The organism is Rhodococcus triatomae, from assembly GCF_014217785.1.
GTDB classification, from domain to species: domain Bacteria; phylum Actinomycetota; class Actinomycetes; order Mycobacteriales; family Mycobacteriaceae; genus Rhodococcus_F; species Rhodococcus_F triatomae.
The window spans coordinates 652,774-674,366 of the sequence record NZ_CP048814.1; the positions used below are offsets into that span (position 1 = coordinate 652,774).

The window sequence follows — 21,593 nt, forward strand, 5'->3', positions numbered from 1 at the left end:
CACGATGCGTGTCCTGGCTATCGCCCGGCGCCGCGTCGTCGAGGCGCTGATCACCCTGCTGGGTGCGAGCGTGCTCATCTGGGCGCTCATGCCGCTGGCTCCGGGCAGCCCTGCGCGAATGATCCTCGTCGCGCAGGGCATCCCGGAACCGACGCCGCAGCAGATCAGCGACCTCGAGCGGGCGCTGCACCTGGACCAGCCGTTGCTCTCGCAGTACGTGCATTGGCTGTGGGGCGCCGTGCGGGGCGATTTCGGGCTCTCCTTCGCCTCCGGGCGTCCGGTCTCGGACGAGCTCGCCGGTCGCCTCCCGGCCACCCTCACGTTGGCGGCGGCGTCCCTGGTTCTCGCACTGGTTCTCTCCGTTGCGCTCGGTGTCGCCGCCGCCCAGTTCCCCGGACGCTGGCCGGACCACGGAACCCGAGGCCTGGCACTGCTGTTCGCCTCGATCCCGGGGTTCGTCATCGCCCTGCTGCTGATCCAGGTGTTCGTAGTCGGTTTCGGCGTGGGCAAAGCCGCACTGGACGGCACCTGGCAGCAGGTGTGGATGCCCGCGCTCTGCCTGGCCGTCGGACTGTCCGACACCTGGTCGCGGCTGCTGCGCGCCAATCTCCTCGCCTTCATGGAAACACCGACCGCGCAGGTACTCGCGGCCCGGGGCGCCTCCCGCCGGCGAATCCTGTGGCGGCACGGGCTGCCCAACAGCGCGGTGCCCTCCCTGCACGCGCTGGCAGTCGGCGTCGCGATCCTCATCGGCGGAGCCACCGTGGTCGAAACCGTCTTCACCTGGCCGGGACTCGGCTCCTACGTCGTGGAGTCGGTCAAACACCGGGACCTGCCGGTGATCCAGGCGTTCACCGTGTTCGCCACCCTGTCCTACATCGTCACCAGTGTCGCCGCCGACATCGTGTCGGCCGTCGTCGACCGCAGAATCACGGTGGACGCATGACTCGAACCCGACGCCCCACTCCGGCGCCGACGACGACCACGCCGCCGCACCGAGAACAGCCCCGCGACCCACGGCGGTTCCGGCTGCCCGGCCACTCCCTTCCGCTGTCGGTCCGCGCCGGGATCGTGCTGCTCGCCGCGCTGATCCTGGTCGCGATCGTGGGTCCGTGGATCGCGCAATACCCGCCCGACGAGCCGCACTACGCGGACAAGCTCGTCGCCCCGAACGCCGAATACTGGCTCGGCACGGACCAGTACGGCCGCGACCAGTTCTCCCGGGTGGTGCACGGCCTGCGGCTGTCGTTGCTGTCGGCGTTCCTCGTCCTCGCCGGTTCCGCGACGATCAGCCTGCTGGTCGGCTTGCTGTCCGCCCTCTACGGCGGCCGCCTGGACCGGGCCGTGTCCCGCTGCATCGACATCGTCCTCGCCATCCCCGGCCTCGTTCTGGCACTGGCCGTGGTCGGGCTCCTCGGCCCGGGCTACGTCAACCTCCTGATCGCCCTGGTCATCTCCAGTTGGGCGGCCGACGCCCGGATCGCCCGGGCGCTGACTCTCGAGGCCCGCACCCGCCCCTATGTGGTGGCCGCGCGGGTCGCGGGGGTGAGCCGCCCGGCGATCGGGGTCCGGCATCTGATGCCCGCGGTGTTTCCGCAATTCCTCATCGTCACCACGCTGCGCCTCGGCGGAATCGTCGTCTCACTGGCCGGATTGTCGTTCCTGGGGCTCGGGGTGCAGATGCCGGAAGCCGAACTCGGTGCCATGCTCGGCGACGCCCGCCGATTCCTCACCGCCGCACCGTGGCTCCTCCTCGCACCGTCGCTGGCGATCCTCGCGATGGCGACTGCGGCCAATCTCATCGCCGAGGGCATGCAGAGCAGGCGCGGGATGGGGGCCGTCCGATGAGCGCCCCGATCGTCGAGATCCGCGGGCTCACCGTCTCGTTCGGCGACGAGCCTCCGGTTCTCCACGACATCGACCTCACCGTCCGACGCGGCGAGACCGTCGCAGTGGTGGGTCCGAGCGGAAGCGGCAAGACCACCGTGGTCCGCGCGATCCTCGGAATGCTCGACGCCTCGGCGCGCGTCGGCGGCTCCGTCGTCGTGGACGGCGTCGACCTCACCGGTTGCACCGAACGCGAACGACGGGACCTACGAGGATCCGTCGTCGGGTACGTGAGCCAGGACCCGTTCGGCGCGATGGACCCGATCATGGACGTGGGCACCAACATCGCCCAGGCATGGCGGATCAAGAAGCGCCCGGTCCCGGACGGCCGCATCGTTGCCGATCTCGCCGCGGTGGACATCGCCGACGCCTCCGCTCGGGTGCGCGAGCGCCCCTTCACCTGGTCCGGCGGGATGCTGCAACGGGGATCGGTGGTGACTGCCCGCGCCCTGGAGCCGAAGCTGGTCCTGGCGGACGAGCCGACGTCCGCACTCGACGAGGCCAACGCCCACCGGGTGATGGCGACGCTCACCGACGGTGCGGCGGCGCTGCTGATCGTCAGCCACGACCGGGCGCTGGTGGAGCAGTACGCGGACCGGGTCTACGTGGCTGATCACGGCACCCTCGTCGAGGCCGCGCCGTCGGTCCGCGTTGTCTCCGAACAGGTTCCGCCGCGGAACACCGCGCGCCCCGACACGGAACCGATTCTGCGGGCACGCGGGCTGACGAAGAAGTACCCGACGGGCGGCGGGCTGCACCCGACCGATCTCGACGTGCACCGAGGCGAGATCGTCGGCCTCGCCGGCCCGTCCGGAGCAGGCAAGAGCACCCTCCTGCGGGTGCTCGCCGGAATCGAGCCGGCAAGTGGTGGCACACTCACCTGGGACGGGCTGGACGGACCGCCGCGCCCCGGGCAGGTGGGCATCGTGTTCCAGAACGCAGTGGGCAGTCTCGACCCGCACTGGCCGATCTACCGCAGCCTCACCGAACCTCTGGCCCCGCGGCTGCGGAGCCGACTCGCGAAGACCGAAGCACTGTCCGTGACTCGCACGGCGCTCGACCGGGTGGGGCTGGGCGACCTCGACCCCACCCGGCGACCGAGACAGTTGTCCGGCGGTCAGGCACAGCGAGTGGCCATCGCCCGGGCACTCGTGGGAGACGTGTGGCTGTTGCTCGCGGACGAGCCCACGGCCTCCCTGGACGATGCCACCTCGGAGCGGATACTCGACATCCTCCGCGGCCTCGCGGACGACGGTCTGCCCGTCGTGATGGTCTCGCACGCGGACCGCATGCTCCGGCGGGTCGCCGACACCGTGGTCAGAATCGAACCGACCGAGGAGCGTTCCAGCGTGGAATGACCTCGTCGGCGAACACGCGCAGGCTCTCGCGGACGGCCGCCTGCGACGGCCCCGCGGGCTGGACGTTGCAGAGGAAGTCGGTGGCATCCGGGACCACGAGGTCGCGGCCGATTGCCTCACCGACCTCGGCGCCGGTACCGAGGTAGCTGTGCCCGGTGCCGACGTAGTCACGTGCGGTGAACCCCTCCGGAAACCGTCCGGCCGCAATCGATGTGGTCACCCATCGCTCGATGCCCGGCCGCATCTGCGCGAACGCGGCGTCACCGCTGTCCGCGCACAGCACGGATCGGGACACCCCGACACGTGGCACCCGGCCCTGCTCCTCCTGCGCGGCTCGATAGCGCGCCACCCGGTCGGCCGCAATCTCGTCTCGTGGCCCGTGCGGTGAGGACGAGCGCCCGGTGAGCACGCCCAGGTCGTGCTCGGCGGCCAGGGCGAAACCGGACTCGGACGCGGTGCCGATCCACAGCCGGTCACGTAGTCCCGCAGTGGCGGGCACCAGATCGCTGTTGTCCGCCAACAACTCCCCCAGCACCTGCACGGTGTGCAGGAAGCGTTCGTGGCGACGGTCGTGGTCACTCCCGAAGCGCCGGGAGGTCGCCTCGTCCGCACCGGCACCGAGGCCGAGTTCGAGGCGGCCACCGCTCAGTGCGTCGAGCGTCGCGGCGTCCTCGGCCAAACGGATCGGATCCTCGAGCGACCCGACGACGACGGCGGTACCCAGGCGGAGTCGTTCGGTGTGCTGGGCGATCGCGGTCAGCAGGATCAGGGGTGACGGACAGTGCGCACGCTGCGCGCCGAAGTGGTGCTGCGCCACCCAGAACGAATCGAAGCCGAGTTCCTCCGCGTGAACGGCGAGTTCGACGGTCTCTCGCAGAAGGGCAGCCGAGTCGCCGTCACCGACGACGTGCGAGATGAATCCGAACCGCATTGCCTCGCACTCCTCGTCACCGGGGCCACCACCGAGGCCTCTTGCCGATGCTCACCGTAGCGTCTGCGCCCCGGCCTCGATGAGGTGGGCGCGGCGGATCCTTCTCTCGATCAGCTGGCAGATCAAGGTGGCGTTGTCGACCGGGATGTACCGCTCGAACTCGTCGGTGGTCAGGAGGATTGCCTCGCCGGGCACTGCCCACAGCTGCGTGCCGGTACGCAGCACCATCCACGGCGACGCACTCACCTCGGGGCCGAGGGTGATGGTGCGGCACCTGCGGATCTGGTTGTACGGCACCGACGCGTACAACCCCTCGTCAGGGAGTGTGGCCGGACCGAGGTTCCCGGGGCTGACGACTGCCAGTTCCAGTTGCTCGCCTGTGAGCTCGATCGTGGCGAGCTGAATTCCCTTGTTCCAACGCTCGAACCGGAACAAGGGACGCATCGTATGCCCCTTGGGATGTCCGAGGTATCGCGTGTGGAAAGGCAGGCGCAGCGACGTGTCGCCGAGCGCAGATGTCGTCGGAGGCACGATCAACTTGCGTGCCTGATTCGCGACGTACGTGGACACCATGGGCAGCAGCCATATCCATAGCCACATCCACTCGAGTGCGACCGAGACGTCGACCCCCGAATCGTCGCGGATCAACACCGAACTGACGACACCACCGAATGCCTGTGCCAGCCCTGCCAGAAAAGCCGTCGACGCCCACGCCGCAGGCTCCTGGTAGCCCGTACGTCGGAGCCAGACGCCGGCGGCCACCGCGGGGAGCGCACCCACAGCCGGGCCGATCAGCAGGTCACCCGTGAAAACACCACCCCGCGCCATGGTCGTGACGACGAGCACCAATGTGACGATGAGCGCGGGAGCCACGACGTAAACACAGGCGAGGAGCATCCGAACTCGTGCCCACAGTGCGGCGACGTCGGGAGCAGGATCAGCGACAAGTCCCGGCGGACGGGTAGGAACAGGAGCCGGGATCACTGTGCGGTCGTCACCTGGAGTGCGTTGTAACACCCGTCGAGGAGACTCCGAATCATGGCGATCGCTTCCAGTCCCAGCTGCACGTACTTGGCAAGGTCACCCAACAGGTTCCCTACAGTCCTGACCACCTGCGCTATACGCGTCACCGCTTGAGCCACGACAGCGGGAGCGGCGAAACCGACCGACGCAAGGATCTGAGCTGTCCAACTGAGCAGCGAGGCCGCAATGCTGGCGAGCAGGTCACGTACAGCCGTCCGCACGCCGGCCACGATTTTGGACATGCCTTCCGTCGCCGTTGCGAGGCCGTTCGCCGCGGCAGCCGCCGCCCCGGCGATGTTCGCAATGTCATCTGCGCGAGCGCGATAGGCTTCGGCAGCTTGCCCGGACCAATCACTGGTACCCGACTTCACCTCGCTGCCCATCGACTCGCGCACCGAAGTGAGCTCGTTCTCGATGTTGCTCCAGGACTGCGCGTAGGAGGCCACCATTGCCGGGTTTCCTGCAAGGTTGTCGAGAGCCTCACGAGCAGGCTCGATGTGTTCGAGCATCCAGGAAATAGTTTGACTCGCCACGTAACCGATAGGGTCGATCACCGCCGAGGCGGTATCCACTGCGACACCCAGCCTGCCCGACGCCGCCGAACCCAGGTCTCCGGCCTCAATTCCATCCGATACCTGCCAGGCTGCCTCGAACAGTGTCAAGCCGGTCGTGAGTCCGGTACTTGTCGGCTGATACTCGGCGATCAGACTGTCCGTCATCGTCCACCCCCACGACCCGGGCCGCCAGCCGGACCGAGGCTCTCGAGAATCTCTCCGAGTGCTTTTGCCAGCCTCTCGTCGGCCTCCTTGTACGCAACGGCCGCCTCACGCAGCTTGACGCTGACGTCCTTCATCGCCTCGGCCGTCGCGCGGATACTCGCCGCACCCTGTTGCTGGGGTTCGACCAGCATCGCACCGAACACCTGGCAGAAGACTCCGTAGGCCTCGTCCATCGAGGACAACTGATTCGCATCGTCCGCCGCGCTTCCGGTTCGCCCGCCGAAGTCGGCGACGGATTCCGAATGTGAGGTCAACTGGTCGAGGTCGACCGACAACGGGGTAGTCATCGTCGGCCCTCGTCCCCGTTGTCGAGGATCGACCGATTCTCGAAGTACTCGTCGTCGTCGGCAGGACGCTCTTCCCCTTCGGCCGGATCGGGGAAACGCTGCCGATACTGGTTGAGGATGTCCGCCCCGGCGGGATCGTCGCCCACCGTGGCCTGCACGGCGGATGCCACGGATTCACGGAGCTGTGCCTGTGCCTCGCGCAGAGTCTCCATGATCTCCGCGGACAGCGACGACGGGTCCACCCCGCGAGCCGAGTCGGTGAGAAGGATGTCGGACGGCAGGCCGTTGCCGTCGATCGACACCTGCACCCGCCCGGACCTGGATGTGTGCGTGACGTGCGCGGACGCCATCTGTGTATGCAGTTCGCGGAACTGCTGTGCCTTGCGCTCCAAGCCCTCGGCCCAGCTCGCGAGTTCGTCCGCGGCGCGATGCGGATCGGTACTGATCACGACTTCCCCCCTATGGTCCTGCCCCTGCCCCCGGCAGTGGTTCAGCGTCGACCGCGCCACGCTAGCACCACGGATCACACGCCACCATTGCGCCACCGATCTCCTAGCCTGGACACCATGCCGCTGCGCAACCGCGTGACCCCGACGGGTGAACTGATCGCCACCACCTCACGGGGCACGCTGATGGGCAACCGGGGTGTGCTGCACGACGATCACCGCCGGATCGTCCGTCACGGTCAGACCCGCCGCTGGATCATCTGCCTACTCGAATTCAAAGGCCGACGCCGCACCGTGATGACACCGCACCGCTACACGGAACTATTCTTCCTCGACGAGGCCACCGCACTCGCCGCGGGACATCGACCGTGTGCGGAGTGCCGTCGGCCCGAGTACAACTCCTACCGAGCGGCCTGGGCGAGCGCTCGCCGCCTCACGGCACCGCCCTCCGCCGACGAGATGGATCTGATGCTGGCGGCTGAACGCCGCGCGCGCCCGAGAAGAGGCAACGCAGCAGATCTGCCACCGGGTTCGATGATCCTCGTGGAGCACGTGCCGCACCTGGTGCTCGGCACCAGCGTCGCCCGGTGGACCCCCTCCGGGTACGTCGACCCCGGGCCGCTGCCCACCGGCGAGGTCCCGATCCTCACTCCTGAAACGACGATCGACGCGCTGCGTGCGGGCTACCTCCCGGTTCTCCATTCCTCGACGCCGTCGTCCTCGTGACCCGGGCGGCCACCCACCCCCACATCACCGATTCGACAGATTCCGTTCACCGGGCACTCGTACGCTTCGCTCACCACCCGCCGAACACGGAGAGAATTTCATGTATCTGACGAGGACTCGCCGGTTCGCGGCCTACGCCGCACTGATCCTGGGCGCCACACTCGTGGCTCCGACCGTGGCCGCCGCGGATCCGTCCACCGGCTACGCGGTCAGCGCCGTCCCGGATCGAATCGTCCTGACCCCGACCGCGAATCCGCAGACGTCCCAGGCGGTGTCCTGGCGAGTGTCCACGGACACCACCGATGGTGTCCTGCAGGTCGAGGTCCCCGGGTCCGGGACCGTCGACTTCGCCGCCGACCGGAGCAACGATGTCCAACTGGCCGGGTGGCCGGTCGGAGCCCGTCACTTCTCCGCCGTCGCGGAGGGTCTGGCACCCGGCACCGACTACCGGTACCGTGTCGGGTCCGACGCGCACTGGAGCGACTGGGCCACGTTCACCACCGCATCCGCCGACGAGGCGCTGACGTTCCTCTACTTCGGCGACGCGCAGAACGATGTCGCGGCCACGTTCACGCCCGTCGTGGACGCCGCGTTCGCCGCCACCCCCGGTGCGAAGCTGCACCTGCACGCAGGGGATCTCATCAACACCTCGAGCACGGACAGCGAGTGGGGCGAGTGGTTCGACGCCCTGGGTGAGCACGGCCGCGAGGTCAACGTGTTCGCCACGCCGGGCAACCACGAGTACGTGGGCGATGCGCGGATCGAACAGTTCCGCAGCCACTTCCGGTTCCCGGACAACGGACCGCAGCCGGTCGACGACACGGAGCGGTTGCTGTCCGAGTATCTCGGTGGCGGTACCTACTACACGGACTACCAAGGGGTGCGGTTCATTTCGATGAACGCCAACACCCCGGGTCAGCTGCTGAGCTACCTGCCGACCGGGAGCAGCGCATCGGGCTTCCTCACGGTGTGGGAGGACCTGCAGGCCCGCTGGCTGGACGCGGTGCTCGCGGAGAACCCGAATCGGTGGTCGGTGGTCACGTTCCACCAGCCCGTCTTCTCGGCCACCAGCGGCCGCGACAACACGACGTTGCGCGAGGCGTGGGTGCCGGTACTGGAACGCCACGACGTGGACCTGGTCCTGATGGGCCACGATCACGCGTACACGCGCGGACACCTCTTCGCCAACGACGGTGCGACGCCGTCGGAGAGCACCGGTCCGGTGTATGCCGTCACGGTGGCCGGGCCGAAGTACTACGACGTGGACAGCGACGAGAACTCGAACTGGTTGAACAACGGCGCCCGTCGCGTGGTCACCGCGAACGAGACGTCGACGTTCCAGCAGATCACCGTGGACGGCAGCACCCTCTCCTACCGCTCGGTGATCGCCGCGGTCGGCGACGACGCGCACATCGGTGACCGGCCGATCGGAGCAGGCGACGTCGGTTCCGTGCTCGACGAGTTCACGATCGAGAAGACGGCGGCCGGCAAGCGTGTGGTGGACGGTCCCGCCGCGCGCTGATCGGTCAGGCGGGGGTCTGCACCAGCGTGAGCATCGATCGCTTGCGGAGGGTGAATCCCAGTGTCTCGTAGAGGCTGATCGCCGTCGTGTTGTGAGCGACGGCGTGCAGGAACGGCACCTCTCCCCGGGATCGGATCCCCGCCCCCACCGCGCGGATCAGCCGCGAGGCATAGCCACGGCCGCGGAACTCGGGATCGGTGCACACGGCGCTGATCTCGGTCCAGCCGGGCGGGTGCATCCGCTCGCCTGCCAGCGCGACCAGACGCCCGTGCACCCGCAGGCCGAGATAGGTGCCCATCTCGATGGTGCGCGGCGCGTACGGCCCTGGCTCGGTGCGGGCGACGAGGTCGAGGATCTCCGGCACGTCGGCCGCCGTGAGCACCTCCGGTTCGGGTTCGTCACCGACTTCCGGGCCGGCGACGCGGAGGCCACGACCCTCCATCTGCACCGAGCCGAACTGCTCGAGCACCGTCCACCCGTCCGGAGGGACGTGGCCCGGCCCGCGCAGCGCGGTCACGGCGCCCGGGCCGATCAGGGTGGCCAGATCCGCCCAGTCCCGATCGGCGAGGACCGGTGGGTGACCGACGAATCGGGCGACCTCCGGTTCATAGCGGCCGATCCGCCCGACCCACTGCGCGAATCCACTGTGCGCGCCCCGCAGCGAGGCTCGCACCGGGTCGTCCAACGGATGCAACGACGTATCGAGGTCGACGGTCGAATCAGCAGTCACCACAGTCCTCCGTACCGAACACCCGACACCATCCCGAACGTTAGCCACGCACACGAGAGCATGGCAGCGTTTGCACTCACCGAGATTCCGAAACCCCGCGTCCCGCTCACCGCCGTCTCCTCCGTCCGTCCGCGACGGCACACACCAGCTGCAGGCATCCCGGCCCGGCGCCGGGCAGCCGACACCGGCCGGACGCGCCGCCGCCCCGACCACGGTCTTCACGCTCGCGCCGATCTATTCCCCGGGTATCACCGTGATCCGAACCGTTGATCCCGCGAACGGTCGTTCCTACGTTGACGGGAGACCCGTCCGGCGCATCCCAGGAGCCCACCACGATGGCATCGACTTCCCTCCACCTCGGCGTTGCACTCGACGGCGCCGGGTGGCACCCGGCGGCATGGCGCGAGCCGAACTCGCGCCCCACTGAACTGTTCGCCCCGTCGTACTGGACCGATCTCGTCGCCACGGCAGAGCGGGGGCTGCTCGACTTCGTGAGCATCGAGGACACCCTGACAGCGCCCACCGAGCGCCACCTCCGCGCCGACGATGCCGTGGACCGGGTCCGCGCGCGGATCGATGCGCACCTGATCGCGGCCCGAGTCGCGCCGGTCACGTCGGGGATCGGCCTGATCCCCACGATCACGACCACCCACACCGAACCGTTCCACGTCTCGAAGGCACTGGCGACGCTCGACTACACCTCGCGCGGTCGCGCCGGGTGGCAGGTGCGGATTTCGGGCACCGCGGACGAAGCCGCACACTTCGGCCGGCGGGAAGTCCACAGTCCCGCCGACGAGGAGATCGCGAACGTGCTGGCGGGCGGCGACCTCCCCGCCGGTGTGCTCGAGCTGTTCGACGAGGCGCAGGACGTCATCGAGGTCGTGCGGCGCCTCTGGGACAGCTGGGAGGACGGCGCGGAGATCCGTGACGTCGCGACCCGCCGGTTCATCGACCGGGACAAGCTGCACTACATCGACTTCGAGGGCCGGTTCTTCGACGTGCGCGGACCGTCGATCACGCCCCGGCCGCCGCAGGGCCAGCCCGTGGTGGCGGCGCTGGCGCACCAGCGGGTTCCGTACGAGCTCGCCGCCCGCGGCGGCGATCTCGTGTTCGTCACACCGTCCGTCGACGGGCCCCAGACCGTTCTCGACGACGTCGCCGGCGCGCTCGCGCGGACCGGTCGTGAGGGCGAGCCTCTACGGGTGTACGCCGATCTCGTCGTGTTCCTCGATACGTCGCAGGAGCCCGGGGCGTCCCGGCTGGACCGGCTGAACACCCTGGACGGCCGCGAATTCCACTCGGATGCCGCCGTGTTCACCGGGAGTGCCGAGACGCTCGCCGATCTGCTCACCGACTGGCGGGGCCTGGGGTTCGACGGCTTCCGGCTGCGGCCCGGTGTCGCGGTCGACGATCTCGCCACGATCAGCGACACACTGGTCCCGATCCTGCAGCGGCGCGGCCTGTTCCGCACCGCGTATCCGGATCTCCCGCTGCGTGGGCTGCTCGGCCTGCCCACCGACGTCCCCAACCGCTACGCCACCGTCTGAGTATCGAGGTTCCCATGAGCACCGTCCGCAAGCAGGTCATCCTCGGCGCCTACCTCGGCGGCGTCAACCATCACACCGCGTGGTGGCACCCGGACGCCGGAAGTCAGATCGACTTCGGGACGTTCGAGCACACGGCGCGCACCGCCGAACGCGGCAAGTTCGACTTCTTCTTCCTCGCCGAGGGGCTGATCCTTCGCGAACGCGCGGGCCGGATATTCGACCAGGACGTCATCGGTCGCCCGGACACCTTCACCGTGCTCGCCTCCCTGGCTTCCGTCACCGAACATCTCGGTCTCGCCGGCACCATCAACACCACCTTCAACGAGCCGTACGAACTCGCCCGGCAGTTCGCGAGCCTCGATCACCTCTCCGGCGGGCGAGCCGCCTGGAACGTGGTGACGTCGTTCGACGCCTTCACCGGACAGAACTTCCGGCGCGGCGGTTTCCTGGACCGGTCGCAGCGATACGAGCGAGCCGAGGAGACCCTGCGGGCCGTGCGACAACTGTGGGATTCGTGGAACGTCGACGACATCGTGGCCGACAAGGAGTCCGGCCGATACCTGCGCCGGGCCGAGGCCGGGGAGTTCGAGTTCCACGGCAACCAGTTCGACATCTCCGGTCGGTTCACGGTGCCGCGCAGCCCCCAGGGTCGCCCGGTGGTCCTGCAGGCAGGCGTGTCGCCGCAGGGCCGCGACTTCGCCGCCGCCAACGCGGACGCGATCTTCTCCCCGTACGGCGCACTCCCCGAAGCCGCGGATTTCTACCGCGACATCAAGTCGCGTGCGGTCGCCGCCGGACGGAGCGCGGACGACATCAAGATCCTGCCGTCGGCGAGCTTCGTGCTCGGCGACAGCGAGGCCGACGCTCTGGAGAAGTATCACGCCGTCCGCGAGGAGCAGGTCACCGGCCAGACGGCGCAGATCTTGCTGGAACAGATCTGGAACCGGGACCTGTCCGGCTACGATCCGGACGGCCCGCTGCCCGACGTCGACCCGGACCCGGATGCACCACCGATCATCCAGGGTCGCGCCTTCGTCCATCAGGACCGGTTCGACACGGTGGCCCGGCTGCGCCAGGTCGCCGAGACGAAGAAGCTGAGCTTGCGCGAGGTCGTCATCGACCAGTTCGAGCGCGGCCCCGTCGTCGGCACCGCAGCCCAGGTCGCGGAGAAGATCGACTCGTTCGTACAGAGCGACGGATCGGACGGTTTCATCATCGGCTCACACCTGGTGCCGTGGGGTCTGGACGAGTTCGTCGACCAGGTGGTGCCGTTGCTGCAGGACCGCGGCGCGCTCCGCGCCGACTACACCGGCACCACCCTGCGCGACAACCTCGGCCTACCCGACGTGCGCGCGGCGCACGCCGCGCCCACCCACGCTGCGCACGCATAAGGAGACAACAGCATGGAGATCGGTGTGTCCCTGTCCCCGGCCACCACCGGCAACGCCGTCGACGATGTCGTCGCGCAAGCCCGGGAGGCTGCCGATGCCGGACTTCAGGCAGCGTGGTTCGGGCAGCGATTCGACTACGACGCGATCGCGCTCGCCGCCACTGTCGGGCGGGAAGTGCCCGAGATCCGTGTCGGCACCTCCGCGGTACCCATCTACCCCCGGCATCCGCTTCTCGTTGCCGGCCAGGCGAACACTGCCCAGGCCGCCACCCACGGCCGGTTCCGCCTCGGACTCGCCCTGGGGGCGCGAAGCCTCATCGAGCCGGCGTTCGGCGTGCCCTACGAGCGTCCGATCACCCGCCTGCGGGACTTCCTGATCGCCACCCGCTCCGTCACCGTCGACGGAGTGGTCGACTACCACGGGGAGACGCTCACCGCGGTGACGGTCCGGCCCGCACCGCTTGCGGGAGCCCAGCCACCGCCGCCGCTGCTCGTCGCCGCGATGGGCCCGCAGGCCCTGCGCGTCACCGGTGAACTCGCCGACGGCACACTGCCGTTCCTGGCCGGCCCCCGGACCCTCGAACAGCACATCGTGCCCACGATCACGGCCGCCGCAACGAACGCCGGGCGCCCCGCGCCCCGCATCTTCGCTTTCCTCGCCGCAGTCGTCACCGACGACATCGACGCCGGGAAGACAGCCGCGGCAGAGCACACCGCGTTCTACGACGGGATTCCGTCCTATCAGCGGGTGGTGGCACTGGAAGGACACGACCGCGCCGCCGACCTGGCCGTCGTGGGTGACGAGCAGGTTCTCGAGGACGCCGTCCGGCGCTACCGCGACGCGGGCGCGACCGACATCGTCGTCACCGAAACCGATCTGCTCGGTCCGGAGTCTCGTTCGCGCGCCTGGAAGGCGCTCGGCGAGATCGCGCGGTCACTCGGGTAGCGGCGGCCTTCGACGCGACGATCAGCTCCCGGAGCGTGCGCCCCGTAGCGGCGAGCCGGCTGAAGATCTCCACCCTGCCGCGACGCCGGTTCACCGAGTTCACCTCGGGGAGCATGCTCTCCGGAATCGGCTTGTCCAACGGCAGATCCGACAGGTCGGCACCTCCGAGCATGTCCTCGAGTCGCCGACGACCGGCATCGAGGTCGATCGATTCCTCCTGCTCACGCACCAGCCTCGCGACCTCTTCCTCGGAAGCCCCGTAGGTGGCGTGGAACGAGCTGAAGATCAGTGGCAGACCCTCCGCCCGACCGAGATCGACGGCGCGGGCCCGGATGGTCTTGGTGTAGGTGACGGCGTCCTCGAGCGTCGGCAGCGACGTGAAGACGACCTCGGCGAAACGCGCGCCGAGCTCGACCCCGCCGGCGGACTGACCCGCCTGGAACTGCACCGGGCGTCGCTGCGGCACCGGCGGAATGTTGAGCGGCCCCTGCACCGTGAAGTACTGCCCGGTGTGTTTCGATCGGACGTACCCGGTGCGCGTCGAGGATCGCCCCGCCCCGACCGTCCGGGGCGAGTGCACCCTCCTGCCACGAATCGACGAGCGCGTTGACCACTTCGAGCGACTCGGTGGCCCGTGCATACCGTTCCTCCGGCGAAGGGAGATCGAGATCGCTGTAGTTCTCCTCCCCGACCGAGGAGGTGACCGCATTCCACGCCGACCGGCCGTTGCTCACGTGGTCGAGGGTGCCGAACAACCGGGCCAGGTTGTACGGGTGGTGGAACGTGGTGGTCACCGTCGCGATCAACCCCACGTGCGAGGTGACGGCGCTGAGCGCCGCCAGGTAGACGATCGGCTCCTGAGCGCCGATCGCCCCCTGGGCCCCGAAACTCAACAGATCTGCGGCGAAGAGGGCATCGAACCTGTGCTCCTCGGCGATCCTCGCGATCTCGAGCGAGGTGTCCAGCGTCGACCTCGCCGGATCCACTGCAGCCGAATAGATGTCCTCTCCGCCGCTGACCCCGGTCACCGTCTCGAGCGGTCTGCGTCGAGGCTGGTATCCCATTCCTTCGACGCTGGGAATCCCGTCTCTCGCGTGCCAGGGTTTCGCTCACCTCGATTCAGGCCGCCCCGAACCGCTCACCGGCCAGCGACTGCGATTCCTCGCCGTCCACTCCCACCGGGACATCGCCGACCAGGGTGATGCGGTGAAGCACCCGGTCGTGTCCCAGATGTTCGACGTCCTTGGGCGCGAGATGGAGGACGGCACGGTTGTCCCAGAATGCTACGCTGCCCGGCTCCCACTTGAACCGCACCGTGTACTCGGGCCGAGCGACCTCCTCGAACAGCAGGTCCAGGATGTGCCTGCTCTCCCGGGGAGAGAGATCGACGATCTCGCGGGTGAACGACGGGTTCACGTAGATCACCCGCTCGCCGCTCTCCGGGTGCACTCTCACCACCGGGTGGACGGACGCCAGCGGGCTGCTGCGGACGAGTTCGCCGATCTTCTCCTTGCTGCGCTCGGCCGAGAAGCTGCTCCCGAACCGATGCTCGGCACGCAGTCCGTCGATGAACCGACGGAGCGGCGCGGACAAGCCGTCGTAGGCCGCGGCGACATTGGAGAACTGGGTGTCCCCGCCGTAGGGCGGAACCACCTCGGCCCGCAGTATCGAGTGCGACGGCGGGTTGATCAGTGGGGTGACGTCCGCGTGCCAGCCAGGACCGTTGGCACCCTGCTTCTTTCGGTAGGCGACACCGTAGCGCTGGTCGTACGCCTCGGGAGAGACGGTGTGGATCTCCGGAAAACCGGGAGGCGCAGCGTCACCCTCGTACGGATGGCCCGGGGTGACCTCACCGAACTGCTTGCCGAAGGCGATCTGTCCGGCATGGTCGAGGTCCTGATCGCGGAAGAACACCACCTTCCATGTCAGGAGGGCTTCCCGGATCCGGGCGACGGCCTCCTCCGACAGCGGCTTCGACAGGTCGACACCGGAGATCAGGGCACCGGTCCAGCCCGATTGCGGTTCGACGGTGATACGGGATTCGGTGACCGATGTCGTCATCGACACTCCTCACAGGGGACGGTTCGGCGGGGCGGACGCCCCACCGGCGTGTCCACGACCGTAAGGGTGGCGCGCCGGCAAGCCACGAGTTGCGATCACCGTGATGCCATGGAGCACAACGTGACATCAGTCTCGGGACGGCCGCCCGCGCGCCGATTCACCTCAGTAGTACACCGCGCCCGGTGCACCTCCGCCGACCGCGACCGCGTCGCCGGTGATGCCGATACTGCGCGGAGACGCGAGGAACGCCACGACGTCCGCGACCTCGCTCGCATCCACGATCCGTCGGATCGAGTTGGTCGCCAGACGCGATTCGAGTTCGTCCACCGACACCCCCTGCTCGGCCGACTGCGCCGCGAGCCGGTCCACCAGCCGCTCGGTGCGGGTGATCCCGGGGTGAACGACGGTCACGTTGACACCCTTCGGGCCGAGCTCGTCGGCGAGATTCTTCGTCAGTGCCGCGACACTGACGTTCCGTACGGTTTGGGCGATCGAATTCGCCTGCCGTGCACCCAGACCACTGATGTTCACGATCCGCCCCCAGCCCTGGGCGACGAAGTGCGGCGCGACGGCCCGCGCGGTGCGCAGGTAGCCGAGCACCTTGATCTCGATCTCCTCGCGCACCACGTCGTCGGTGATCGCCTCGAAATCGGTGGGCTTGCCCGCGCTCCACGGCGTTGCCGCGGAGTTGACCAGGATGTCGACACCCCCGAGTTCGTCGACGGTACGACGCACCAGCGCCCGCACCGACTCCTCGTCCCCGGTGTCCACCGCGACGGGCACCACCGTGCTGCCGGTCTCGGCCGTGAGTGTCTTCGCTGCGAGTTCCAGTGCGTCGACACCGCGCGCCGCGATCACCACGTCCGCGCCCTCGCGGGCCAACGCCCGAGCCGTCGCCAGCCCGATCCCCCTGCTACCGCCGGTGACGATCGCCCGCTTGCCCGTCAATCCCAGATCCATCCCGCACTCCTCGTGGTCGCTGCTACCCCCGACGGTAGGCAACGACGACGGGTCGGTCACGTGTTCGGCGCGAGGTGACCGAAAGGGCCAGGTCACCGAAAGGACGGCACGGACGGGGGGACGCGGCTGCGGAGCGCGCGGATCAGATGTGGAAGAGCATCGTCTCCGCGGTGAGGCCCGGACCGAACGCCATGGCGCAGCCCGAACCGGTGGGACCGCCGTTCTTCGCCCGTTCCATCATCTCGGCGAGGACGAACAGCACAGTCGCCGAGGACATGTTGCCATAGTTGTCCAGTACGTGCCGCGACGGGGACAGCGCCTCCGGCTCGAGCCCGACTGCCTCCTCCACCGCGTCGAGAATCGAGCGCCCTCCGGGGTGGACAGCCCACAGATTGATCGAGTCCTTCTCCGCACCGGAGAGAATCGACTTCACGTTGGGTTCGTCCAGAGTCCGCGACAGGACACCGGGAACCTTGCCCGACAGCACCATGTCGAACCCGATGTCCCCGATCCGCCAGGTGATGAGTTCCGCACTCTCCGGAACCATGAGCGCTTTGAAGGAGTCGATCGCGATGCCCTCCTCCTCCGCGGACACCAGCACCGCCGCGCAGCCGTCCCCGAACACGAGGAAGGACAGCATGGTCTCGAGCGAGTCCGAGCGCTGCAGGTGCAGCGAGCACAGCTCGAGGCTGACCACGAGCACCTTGGCGTTCGGCTCGGAGCGCACGATGTGGTGTGCGGTCTTGAGCCCGTTGATTCCCGCGAAGCAACCCATGAACCCGATCGTCGTCCGCTCCACGGACATCGGGACACCACACTTCTCGATGATCTCGAAGTCGATTCCCGGCGAGAAGAATCCGGTGCACGAGATGACGATGAGGTGAGTGACCTCCGCTGCCTGGTCCCCGAGGTTCAACCCGTCGACTGCGCGGGTCGCCAATCCCGGAGCGTTGCGCTCGAACTCGATCATCCGGGTCTCTGTGGTCACCGAGTTGGGGTCGTCACCGTAGAAGGAATCCGGAGATCCGATTCCCGCCCAGCGGTGGGAGATCTGAGCCCGGTCGGCCATGCGTCGGAACAACAGCTGCTTGCGGCGCTCGGTGAACGTGTTGTCGGCGAAGTCGACGAAGGCTTGGTGGACATCGTGTTCGGGCACCGCGGTACTGATGCGATTGATGTAGGCAGTGGTCATGGCAGGGGGCTCCGTGACGGGAGTAGGGATGCAGGGTGTGCAGCACTGGTTCGACGTCGAACCCGGCGAGCGCTCAACGTAGACGCAGCTCGCACCGGTGCGCAAGACGTTCGTTTTTCCGCCACCCGCGTTGTACGGTCGTCCATCATCGCCCAGGTCGACGCCCCGTCACCCGGGCTTCCGACTCCGTCGGCTCCGCTCCGAAGGGAAACTTCGATGCAATCCGTTCTGCTGTGCAGTGCGCCGCTCACGGGCCATGTCCAGCCCATGCTCGCCATCGGGCGCCGCCTCGTGGAGAGCGGAACCGACGTGACGATCCTGACCGGCCGCAAGTTCCGCGAACGCGCCGAGCGCTCGGGAATCCGTTTCCAGCCACTGCCTTCCACCTGCGATTACGACGAATCGAGGCTGGACGATCACTTCCCCGGCCGGGGCCGCAGGCCGGCGTTCCTCCGGTCCCGGTTCGATGCCGAGCACATGTTCGCCGCTCCCCTCGCCGAGCAGTACCGGGCGATCGACGAGGCGATCGATGCCTTCGACGTGGACCTCGTACTCGCCGAGAATCTCTTCATGGGCACCCTCCCCTTGGTCGAACGTCCAGTCTCCGATCGGCCAAAGGTGTTCGCGGTCTGCACATCTCCACTCATGGCGACCAGCGTGGACACCGCCCCGTTCGGCCCCGGGCTGCCGCCCGCAGCGTCCGGGCTCCGCAAGACCGTCAACGGACTTCTCAACACCGGGGCAAGGAAACTGGTCCTGCGGCGGGCACAGCAGGTCGCCGACGCGGGCACCCGGTCGGTCACCGGCCGCGGCGCAGCGACCTTTCTGCTGGACTGGCCACTGCTCGCCGACAAGGTATTCGTGCTGACCACACCCGGTTTCGAGTATCCCCGTAGCGATATCGGTGACCGCCTGAGCTTCGTCGGCCCGATCCTCCCCCCGGCCCCTGCCGACTCGGCGGTCCCCCCGTGGTGGACGCGGCTCGACACGGACCGCCCGGTGGTGCTGGTGACACAGGGCACGCTCGACAACGACGACCTGAGCCGCCTCATCGAACCCACCATCGACGCCCTCGCCGGCCAGGACGTCCTGATCGTCGCCACCACGGGAGGCCGGCCGGTCGATGCGGTTCGCCGGAACGCCCCGAACCTGATCGTCTCCGAATTCGTGCCCTTCGACCTGCTGCTTCCCCGCGTCGACGTGATGGTGACCAACGGCGGGTGGGGCGGCGTGCACTTCGCGCTCGCACACGGAGTCCCGATCGTCGTCGCGGGCAGCACCGAGGACAAGGCCGAGGTCGGCGCACGCCTGGAACGAGCCGGTGCCGGACTGCGAATTCGTTCCGGCAGACCGTCCAGTGCGGTTCTAGGGCGGGCCATCGACGAGGTAATTAGCAACAGCCACTATCGTTCTCGGGCGGAGGAGCTCCAGCGCGAGCTGGGAGAACTCGACTCGCTGGACGCAATCTCGCGGCAAGTTGACGCTCGAACAACGTAGCTCCCCATTTGGGCGATCTGTCCGCTACCTTCTCTTCTCATGCGCAAGCGACTGTTGTGGATCGTCGGCGGCCTCGTGGTGGTGGCCGCACTCGTGATCGGCGTGGGCCCGTGGGTCTACGCCACCTTCCTGCACGGCGATCAGCCCGAGGCCCTCGGATTGTCGGACGAGGCCAGCGCCGCGTCCGGACCGCTCGACGGCAGCTGGGTGGCCGGGCCCGGCTCCCAGGCCGGCTACGAGGTGTGGGAGACCCTCAACGGGCAGCGCGTGTTCGTCCGCGGACAGACCGAGGACGTCACCGGCGGGGCCGTCATCGAGAACTCCACCCTGATCTCCGGGTCCGTGGCGGTCACGGTCGCCTCGATCGCCACCGACGACAGCCGCCGCGACTCGATGTTCGACACGATGATCATGGCCACCGCCCAGTACCCCGAGGCCACGTTCACCCTCACCGAGTCCGTCGACCTGTCGTCGCTGCCGTCGGACGGCACCTCGGCCACCGTCCCGGTGACCGGCGAACTGACCATTCGCGGCCAGACACGGCCGGTGACAGCAGATTTCGATATCCGCCAGTCTGGTGATCGCCTCGAGACCGCTGGGGCGATCGACGTCGTCTGGACGGACTACGAGGTTCCCAAGCCCACCATGTTCCCCAACATCGTCGTCGAGGACGCCGGACAGGTGCAGTTCGCCATCGTGCTCGACCGTGACTGACCCGAGCTCGTATCCGACGGTCCCGGTCCTGATCGTCGGGGCCGGACCCACCGGCTTGACCGCCGCTGCACTGCTCGCCCGCCAGGGAGTGCCCTGCACCGTCCTCGAACGATCCTCGACGCCGTATCCACTCCCCCGCGCCGTCCACCTGGACGACGAGGTCCTGCGTATCCTCCAGGCCGCGGGCGTCGGCGAGGAGGTCTCCTCCCTCTGCCGTCCGGCCCTCGGAATGCGGCTGGTGGACACCGATCTTCGTGAGCTGCTCGAGATCAGGCGCGATCTGCGGGTGGGTGTCCACGGGTGGCCGCAGACCAACATGTTCGATCAGCCGCACCTCGAGAACGTGCTGCGGGCGAACCTTCGCGACCTCACCGGAGTCACGGTGCGCCCCGGAATCGAGGTCACCGGAATCCGGATACGCCCCGACGGCGTCGCCGAGGTCACCGTCCGGGACATCGCGACCGGTGCCACGTCCACTGTCACCGCACGATTCGTCCTCGGGTGCGACGGCGCACACAGCGTCGTGCGCACGCACATCGCGGACGGGTCCACCGATCTCGGCTTCTCTCAGCGGTGGCTCGTGGTCGATGCCGAGTGCGAGGCAGACCTGGGTATGTGGGCCGGCGTGCACCAGGTGTGCGGCGGCCTCGACTCCGCGACCTTCATGCAGATCTCGGACACCAGATACCGCTGGGAGTTCCGTCTTCCCGCGGCTCACGATCCCCGAATCCCGTTCGACGAGGAGAAGATCCACGCGCTGCTCGAGCCCTGGGCGCCTCCGGGCGGGTCGACGCTACGAATCCTCCGGCACACCACCTACTCGCACCGTGCCCACGTCGCACGGACCTGGCGCGCGGGCCCGCTGTTCGTTCTCGGCGACGCCGCGCATCTGACTCCGCCGTTCATCGGCCAGGGCCTCGGCGCCGGCCAGCGCGACGCTGCGAACCTCACGTGGAAGGTCGCCGCCGTCCTGCGCGGTGGAGCGTCCGAGGCGTTGCTCGACACCTACGGGCCGGAACGGAGACGACACGTACTCCGCGCGGTCGGAGCCGCAACTCTCATCGGGCACGTGATGTCGGTTCCCCCCGGCGTGCCCGGCCGGGCGACACACATCGCGCTCAGGGGAGCCGGACGGCTACCCGGTCCCGATCCGATCGTCCGCCGTCTGCTCGAACCCCCGCTCCGAGGCAGCGCGTTGACCCGGGTCCGGCGCCGGATCGGCCCCGTCGCGGTCGGCCGGCCCCTCCCCCAGGACGTGGCTGCCGACGGCACCCGATCGGACGAACTGCTGGGCCCGGGATTCGCCCTGCTCCGACGCTCCGACACGGACCACGCTCTCGCAGAGGTCGGCACACGCCTCGGCGCGCGAACTGTGACGGTCACCGAGACCACCCTGCCGACGGTCGGCTCGTGGATGCGGAGCCGGCGGCTGCGGGAGGTTCTGATCCGGCCGGATCGCGCCGTGCTCGCCACCGTGGACCAGCGCGGACGCCTCCGGGAACCGGAGTCGTGGAGAAGCGTGCTGGGCGTCGACGACTGCGTTCCGGACGGTGGCCCGAACCACTGAACGGGACCCCGGGTGGCGTCGAGAACGCCG

At 68.5% G+C, this 21,593-nt stretch carries 20 protein-coding genes and 1 pseudogene; 11 read left to right on the forward strand and 10 right to left on the reverse strand.

What is annotated here, in order from left to right; translation table 11 throughout:
* The first annotated feature begins 4 nt into the window (after positions 1 to 4).
* Genes G4H71_RS03055 through G4H71_RS03065 form a run of 3 tightly spaced genes read left to right on the forward strand, consistent with a single transcriptional unit; the run spans position 5 to position 3,245 of the window.
* Entirely contained in the window at positions 5 to 946 is a 942-nt protein-coding gene (locus G4H71_RS03055) for an ABC transporter permease (RefSeq protein WP_072736850.1), read from the forward strand.
* The gene (locus G4H71_RS03060) at positions 943 to 1,848 is read left to right on the forward strand and encodes an ABC transporter permease (protein WP_083343173.1); all 906 of its coding nucleotides are present in this window, start codon (positions 943 to 945) and stop codon (positions 1,846 to 1,848) included. Before G4H71_RS03055 ends, G4H71_RS03060 begins: the two co-directional genes overlap by 4 nt.
* Complete coding sequence (locus tag G4H71_RS03065) at positions 1,845 to 3,245, forward strand: ABC transporter ATP-binding protein (RefSeq protein ID WP_072736849.1); 1,401 nt, start codon at positions 1,845 to 1,847, stop codon at positions 3,243 to 3,245. The genes G4H71_RS03060 and G4H71_RS03065 overlap by 4 nt, the downstream gene beginning before the upstream one ends.
* Here the strand turns inward: G4H71_RS03065 and G4H71_RS03070 are convergent.
* The 5 genes from G4H71_RS03070 to G4H71_RS03090 form a co-directional block, all read right to left on the reverse strand.
* Entirely contained in the window at positions 3,205 to 4,176 is a 972-nt protein-coding gene (locus G4H71_RS03070; protein WP_072736848.1) for an LLM class flavin-dependent oxidoreductase, read from the reverse strand. The two genes, G4H71_RS03065 and G4H71_RS03070, sit on opposite strands and share 41 nt — an antisense overlap.
* Positions 4,177 to 4,227: 51 nt before the next feature.
* Positions 4,228 to 5,049 (reverse strand): hypothetical protein, encoded by an 822-nt coding sequence (locus G4H71_RS03075; RefSeq protein WP_139183295.1) that lies wholly within the window; start codon positions 5,047 to 5,049, stop codon positions 4,228 to 4,230.
* Positions 5,050 to 5,156: 107 nt separating this feature from the next.
* Positions 5,157 to 5,918 (reverse strand): hypothetical protein, encoded by a 762-nt coding sequence (locus G4H71_RS03080; protein ID WP_072736846.1) that lies wholly within the window; start codon positions 5,916 to 5,918, stop codon positions 5,157 to 5,159.
* Entirely contained in the window at positions 5,915 to 6,265 is a 351-nt protein-coding gene (locus G4H71_RS03085; protein ID WP_072736845.1) for a type VII secretion target, read from the reverse strand. The genes G4H71_RS03080 and G4H71_RS03085 overlap by 4 nt, the downstream gene beginning before the upstream one ends.
* Positions 6,262 to 6,714 (reverse strand): YbaB/EbfC family nucleoid-associated protein, encoded by a 453-nt coding sequence (locus G4H71_RS03090; protein WP_072736844.1) that lies wholly within the window; start codon positions 6,712 to 6,714, stop codon positions 6,262 to 6,264. Before G4H71_RS03090 ends, G4H71_RS03085 begins: the two co-directional genes overlap by 4 nt.
* Positions 6,715 to 6,831: 117 nt before the next feature.
* Between G4H71_RS03090 and G4H71_RS03095 the strand changes: the two genes are divergently transcribed.
* Positions 6,832 to 7,437: a hypothetical protein gene (locus G4H71_RS03095; RefSeq protein WP_072736843.1), complete on the forward strand. Its 606-nt coding sequence runs from the start codon at positions 6,832 to 6,834 to the stop codon at positions 7,435 to 7,437.
* Positions 7,438 to 7,537: 100 nt separating this feature from the next.
* Positions 7,538 to 8,959, forward strand: a complete 1,422-nt coding sequence (locus tag G4H71_RS03100) for a purple acid phosphatase family protein (RefSeq protein ID WP_072736842.1) — start codon at positions 7,538 to 7,540, stop codon at positions 8,957 to 8,959.
* A 4-nt stretch (positions 8,960 to 8,963) separates the two neighbouring features.
* Here the strand turns inward: G4H71_RS03100 and G4H71_RS03105 are convergent, their stop codons facing one another.
* Complete coding sequence (locus G4H71_RS03105; RefSeq protein WP_072736841.1) at positions 8,964 to 9,689, reverse strand: GNAT family N-acetyltransferase; 726 nt, start codon at positions 9,687 to 9,689, stop codon at positions 8,964 to 8,966.
* 335 nt (positions 9,690 to 10,024) lie between these two features.
* On the opposite strand from G4H71_RS03105, the gene G4H71_RS03110 reads away from it, so the two are divergent.
* Genes G4H71_RS03110 through G4H71_RS03120 form a run of 3 tightly spaced genes read left to right on the forward strand, consistent with a single transcriptional unit; the run spans position 10,025 to position 13,572 of the window.
* Positions 10,025 to 11,236, forward strand: coding sequence for an LLM class flavin-dependent oxidoreductase (locus G4H71_RS03110; protein WP_072736840.1), 1,212 nt, complete (start codon positions 10,025 to 10,027; stop codon positions 11,234 to 11,236).
* 14 nt (positions 11,237 to 11,250) lie between these two features.
* A complete protein-coding gene (locus G4H71_RS03115; protein ID WP_072736839.1) occupies positions 11,251 to 12,627 on the forward strand; it encodes an NtaA/DmoA family FMN-dependent monooxygenase in 1,377 nt (458 codons plus the stop codon).
* Positions 12,628 to 12,639: 12 nt separating this feature from the next.
* Positions 12,640 to 13,572 (forward strand): TIGR03564 family F420-dependent LLM class oxidoreductase, encoded by a 933-nt coding sequence (locus G4H71_RS03120; protein WP_072736838.1) that lies wholly within the window; start codon positions 12,640 to 12,642, stop codon positions 13,570 to 13,572.
* A 3-nt stretch (positions 13,573 to 13,575) separates the two neighbouring features.
* Here the strand turns inward: G4H71_RS03120 and G4H71_RS03125 are convergent.
* The 4 genes and pseudogenes from G4H71_RS03125 to G4H71_RS03140 all read right to left on the reverse strand — a co-directional run.
* A pseudogene (locus G4H71_RS03125) lies at positions 13,576 to 14,636 on the reverse strand (NtaA/DmoA family FMN-dependent monooxygenase); the annotation flags it as partial.
* A gap of 55 nt (positions 14,637 to 14,691) precedes the next feature.
* Positions 14,692 to 15,633 (reverse strand): TauD/TfdA dioxygenase family protein, encoded by a 942-nt coding sequence (locus tag G4H71_RS03130; RefSeq protein ID WP_072736979.1) that lies wholly within the window; start codon positions 15,631 to 15,633, stop codon positions 14,692 to 14,694.
* Between the two features lie 162 nt (positions 15,634 to 15,795).
* On the reverse strand, positions 15,796 to 16,593 hold the full coding sequence (locus G4H71_RS03135) for an SDR family NAD(P)-dependent oxidoreductase (protein WP_072736837.1): 798 nt from the start codon (positions 16,591 to 16,593) through the stop codon (positions 15,796 to 15,798).
* Between the two features lie 142 nt (positions 16,594 to 16,735).
* The gene (locus G4H71_RS03140) at positions 16,736 to 17,785 is read right to left on the reverse strand and encodes a type III polyketide synthase (protein ID WP_072736836.1); all 1,050 of its coding nucleotides are present in this window, start codon (positions 17,783 to 17,785) and stop codon (positions 16,736 to 16,738) included.
* 216 nt (positions 17,786 to 18,001) lie between these two features.
* Here G4H71_RS03140 and G4H71_RS03145 point away from each other — a divergent pair, with 216 nt between their 5' ends.
* From G4H71_RS03145 to G4H71_RS03155, 3 genes are read left to right on the forward strand one after another with little or no spacing between them, the layout of a single operon-like run.
* Positions 18,002 to 19,282 (forward strand): glycosyltransferase, encoded by a 1,281-nt coding sequence (locus tag G4H71_RS03145; protein WP_072736835.1) that lies wholly within the window; start codon positions 18,002 to 18,004, stop codon positions 19,280 to 19,282.
* Positions 19,283 to 19,321: 39 nt separating this feature from the next.
* Positions 19,322 to 19,996, forward strand: a complete 675-nt coding sequence (locus G4H71_RS03150) for a YceI family protein (protein ID WP_072736834.1) — start codon at positions 19,322 to 19,324, stop codon at positions 19,994 to 19,996.
* Positions 19,989 to 21,563 carry a bifunctional 3-(3-hydroxy-phenyl)propionate/3-hydroxycinnamic acid hydroxylase gene (locus G4H71_RS03155; protein WP_072736833.1) on the forward strand — a complete coding sequence of 525 codons (1,575 nt, stop codon included), beginning with the start codon at positions 19,989 to 19,991 and terminating at the stop codon, positions 21,561 to 21,563. Before G4H71_RS03150 ends, G4H71_RS03155 begins: the two co-directional genes overlap by 8 nt.
* Positions 21,564 to 21,593: the final 30 nt, after the last annotated feature.

Coding starts and splice junctions, on each gene's coding strand:
- G4H71_RS03110 (WP_072736840.1), top strand. CDS start 10,025: ATGGCATCGACTTCCCTCCACCTCGGCGTTGCACTCGACGGCGCCGGG.
- G4H71_RS03085 (WP_072736845.1), bottom strand. CDS start 6,265: ATGACTACCCCGTTGTCGGTCGACCTCGACCAGTTGACCTCACATTCG.
- G4H71_RS03070 (WP_072736848.1), bottom strand. CDS start 4,176: ATGCGGTTCGGATTCATCTCGCACGTCGTCGGTGACGGCGACTCGGCT.
- G4H71_RS03060 (WP_083343173.1), top strand. CDS start 943: ATGACTCGAACCCGACGCCCCACTCCGGCGCCGACGACGACCACGCCG.
- G4H71_RS03100 (WP_072736842.1), top strand. CDS start 7,538: ATGTATCTGACGAGGACTCGCCGGTTCGCGGCCTACGCCGCACTGATC.
- G4H71_RS03065 (WP_072736849.1), top strand. CDS start 1,845: ATGAGCGCCCCGATCGTCGAGATCCGCGGGCTCACCGTCTCGTTCGGC.
- G4H71_RS03135 (WP_072736837.1), bottom strand. CDS start 16,593: ATGGATCTGGGATTGACGGGCAAGCGGGCGATCGTCACCGGCGGTAGC.
- G4H71_RS03145 (WP_072736835.1), top strand. CDS start 18,002: ATGCAATCCGTTCTGCTGTGCAGTGCGCCGCTCACGGGCCATGTCCAG.
- G4H71_RS03055 (WP_072736850.1), top strand. CDS start 5: ATGCGTGTCCTGGCTATCGCCCGGCGCCGCGTCGTCGAGGCGCTGATC.
- G4H71_RS03095 (WP_072736843.1), top strand. CDS start 6,832: ATGCCGCTGCGCAACCGCGTGACCCCGACGGGTGAACTGATCGCCACC.
- G4H71_RS03140 (WP_072736836.1), bottom strand. CDS start 17,785: ATGACCACTGCCTACATCAATCGCATCAGTACCGCGGTGCCCGAACAC.
- G4H71_RS03150 (WP_072736834.1), top strand. CDS start 19,322: ATGCGCAAGCGACTGTTGTGGATCGTCGGCGGCCTCGTGGTGGTGGCC.
- G4H71_RS03130 (WP_072736979.1), bottom strand. CDS start 15,633: ATGACGACATCGGTCACCGAATCCCGTATCACCGTCGAACCGCAATCG.
- G4H71_RS03120 (WP_072736838.1), top strand. CDS start 12,640: ATGGAGATCGGTGTGTCCCTGTCCCCGGCCACCACCGGCAACGCCGTC.
- G4H71_RS03080 (WP_072736846.1), bottom strand. CDS start 5,918: ATGACGGACAGTCTGATCGCCGAGTATCAGCCGACAAGTACCGGACTC.
- G4H71_RS03115 (WP_072736839.1), top strand. CDS start 11,251: ATGAGCACCGTCCGCAAGCAGGTCATCCTCGGCGCCTACCTCGGCGGC.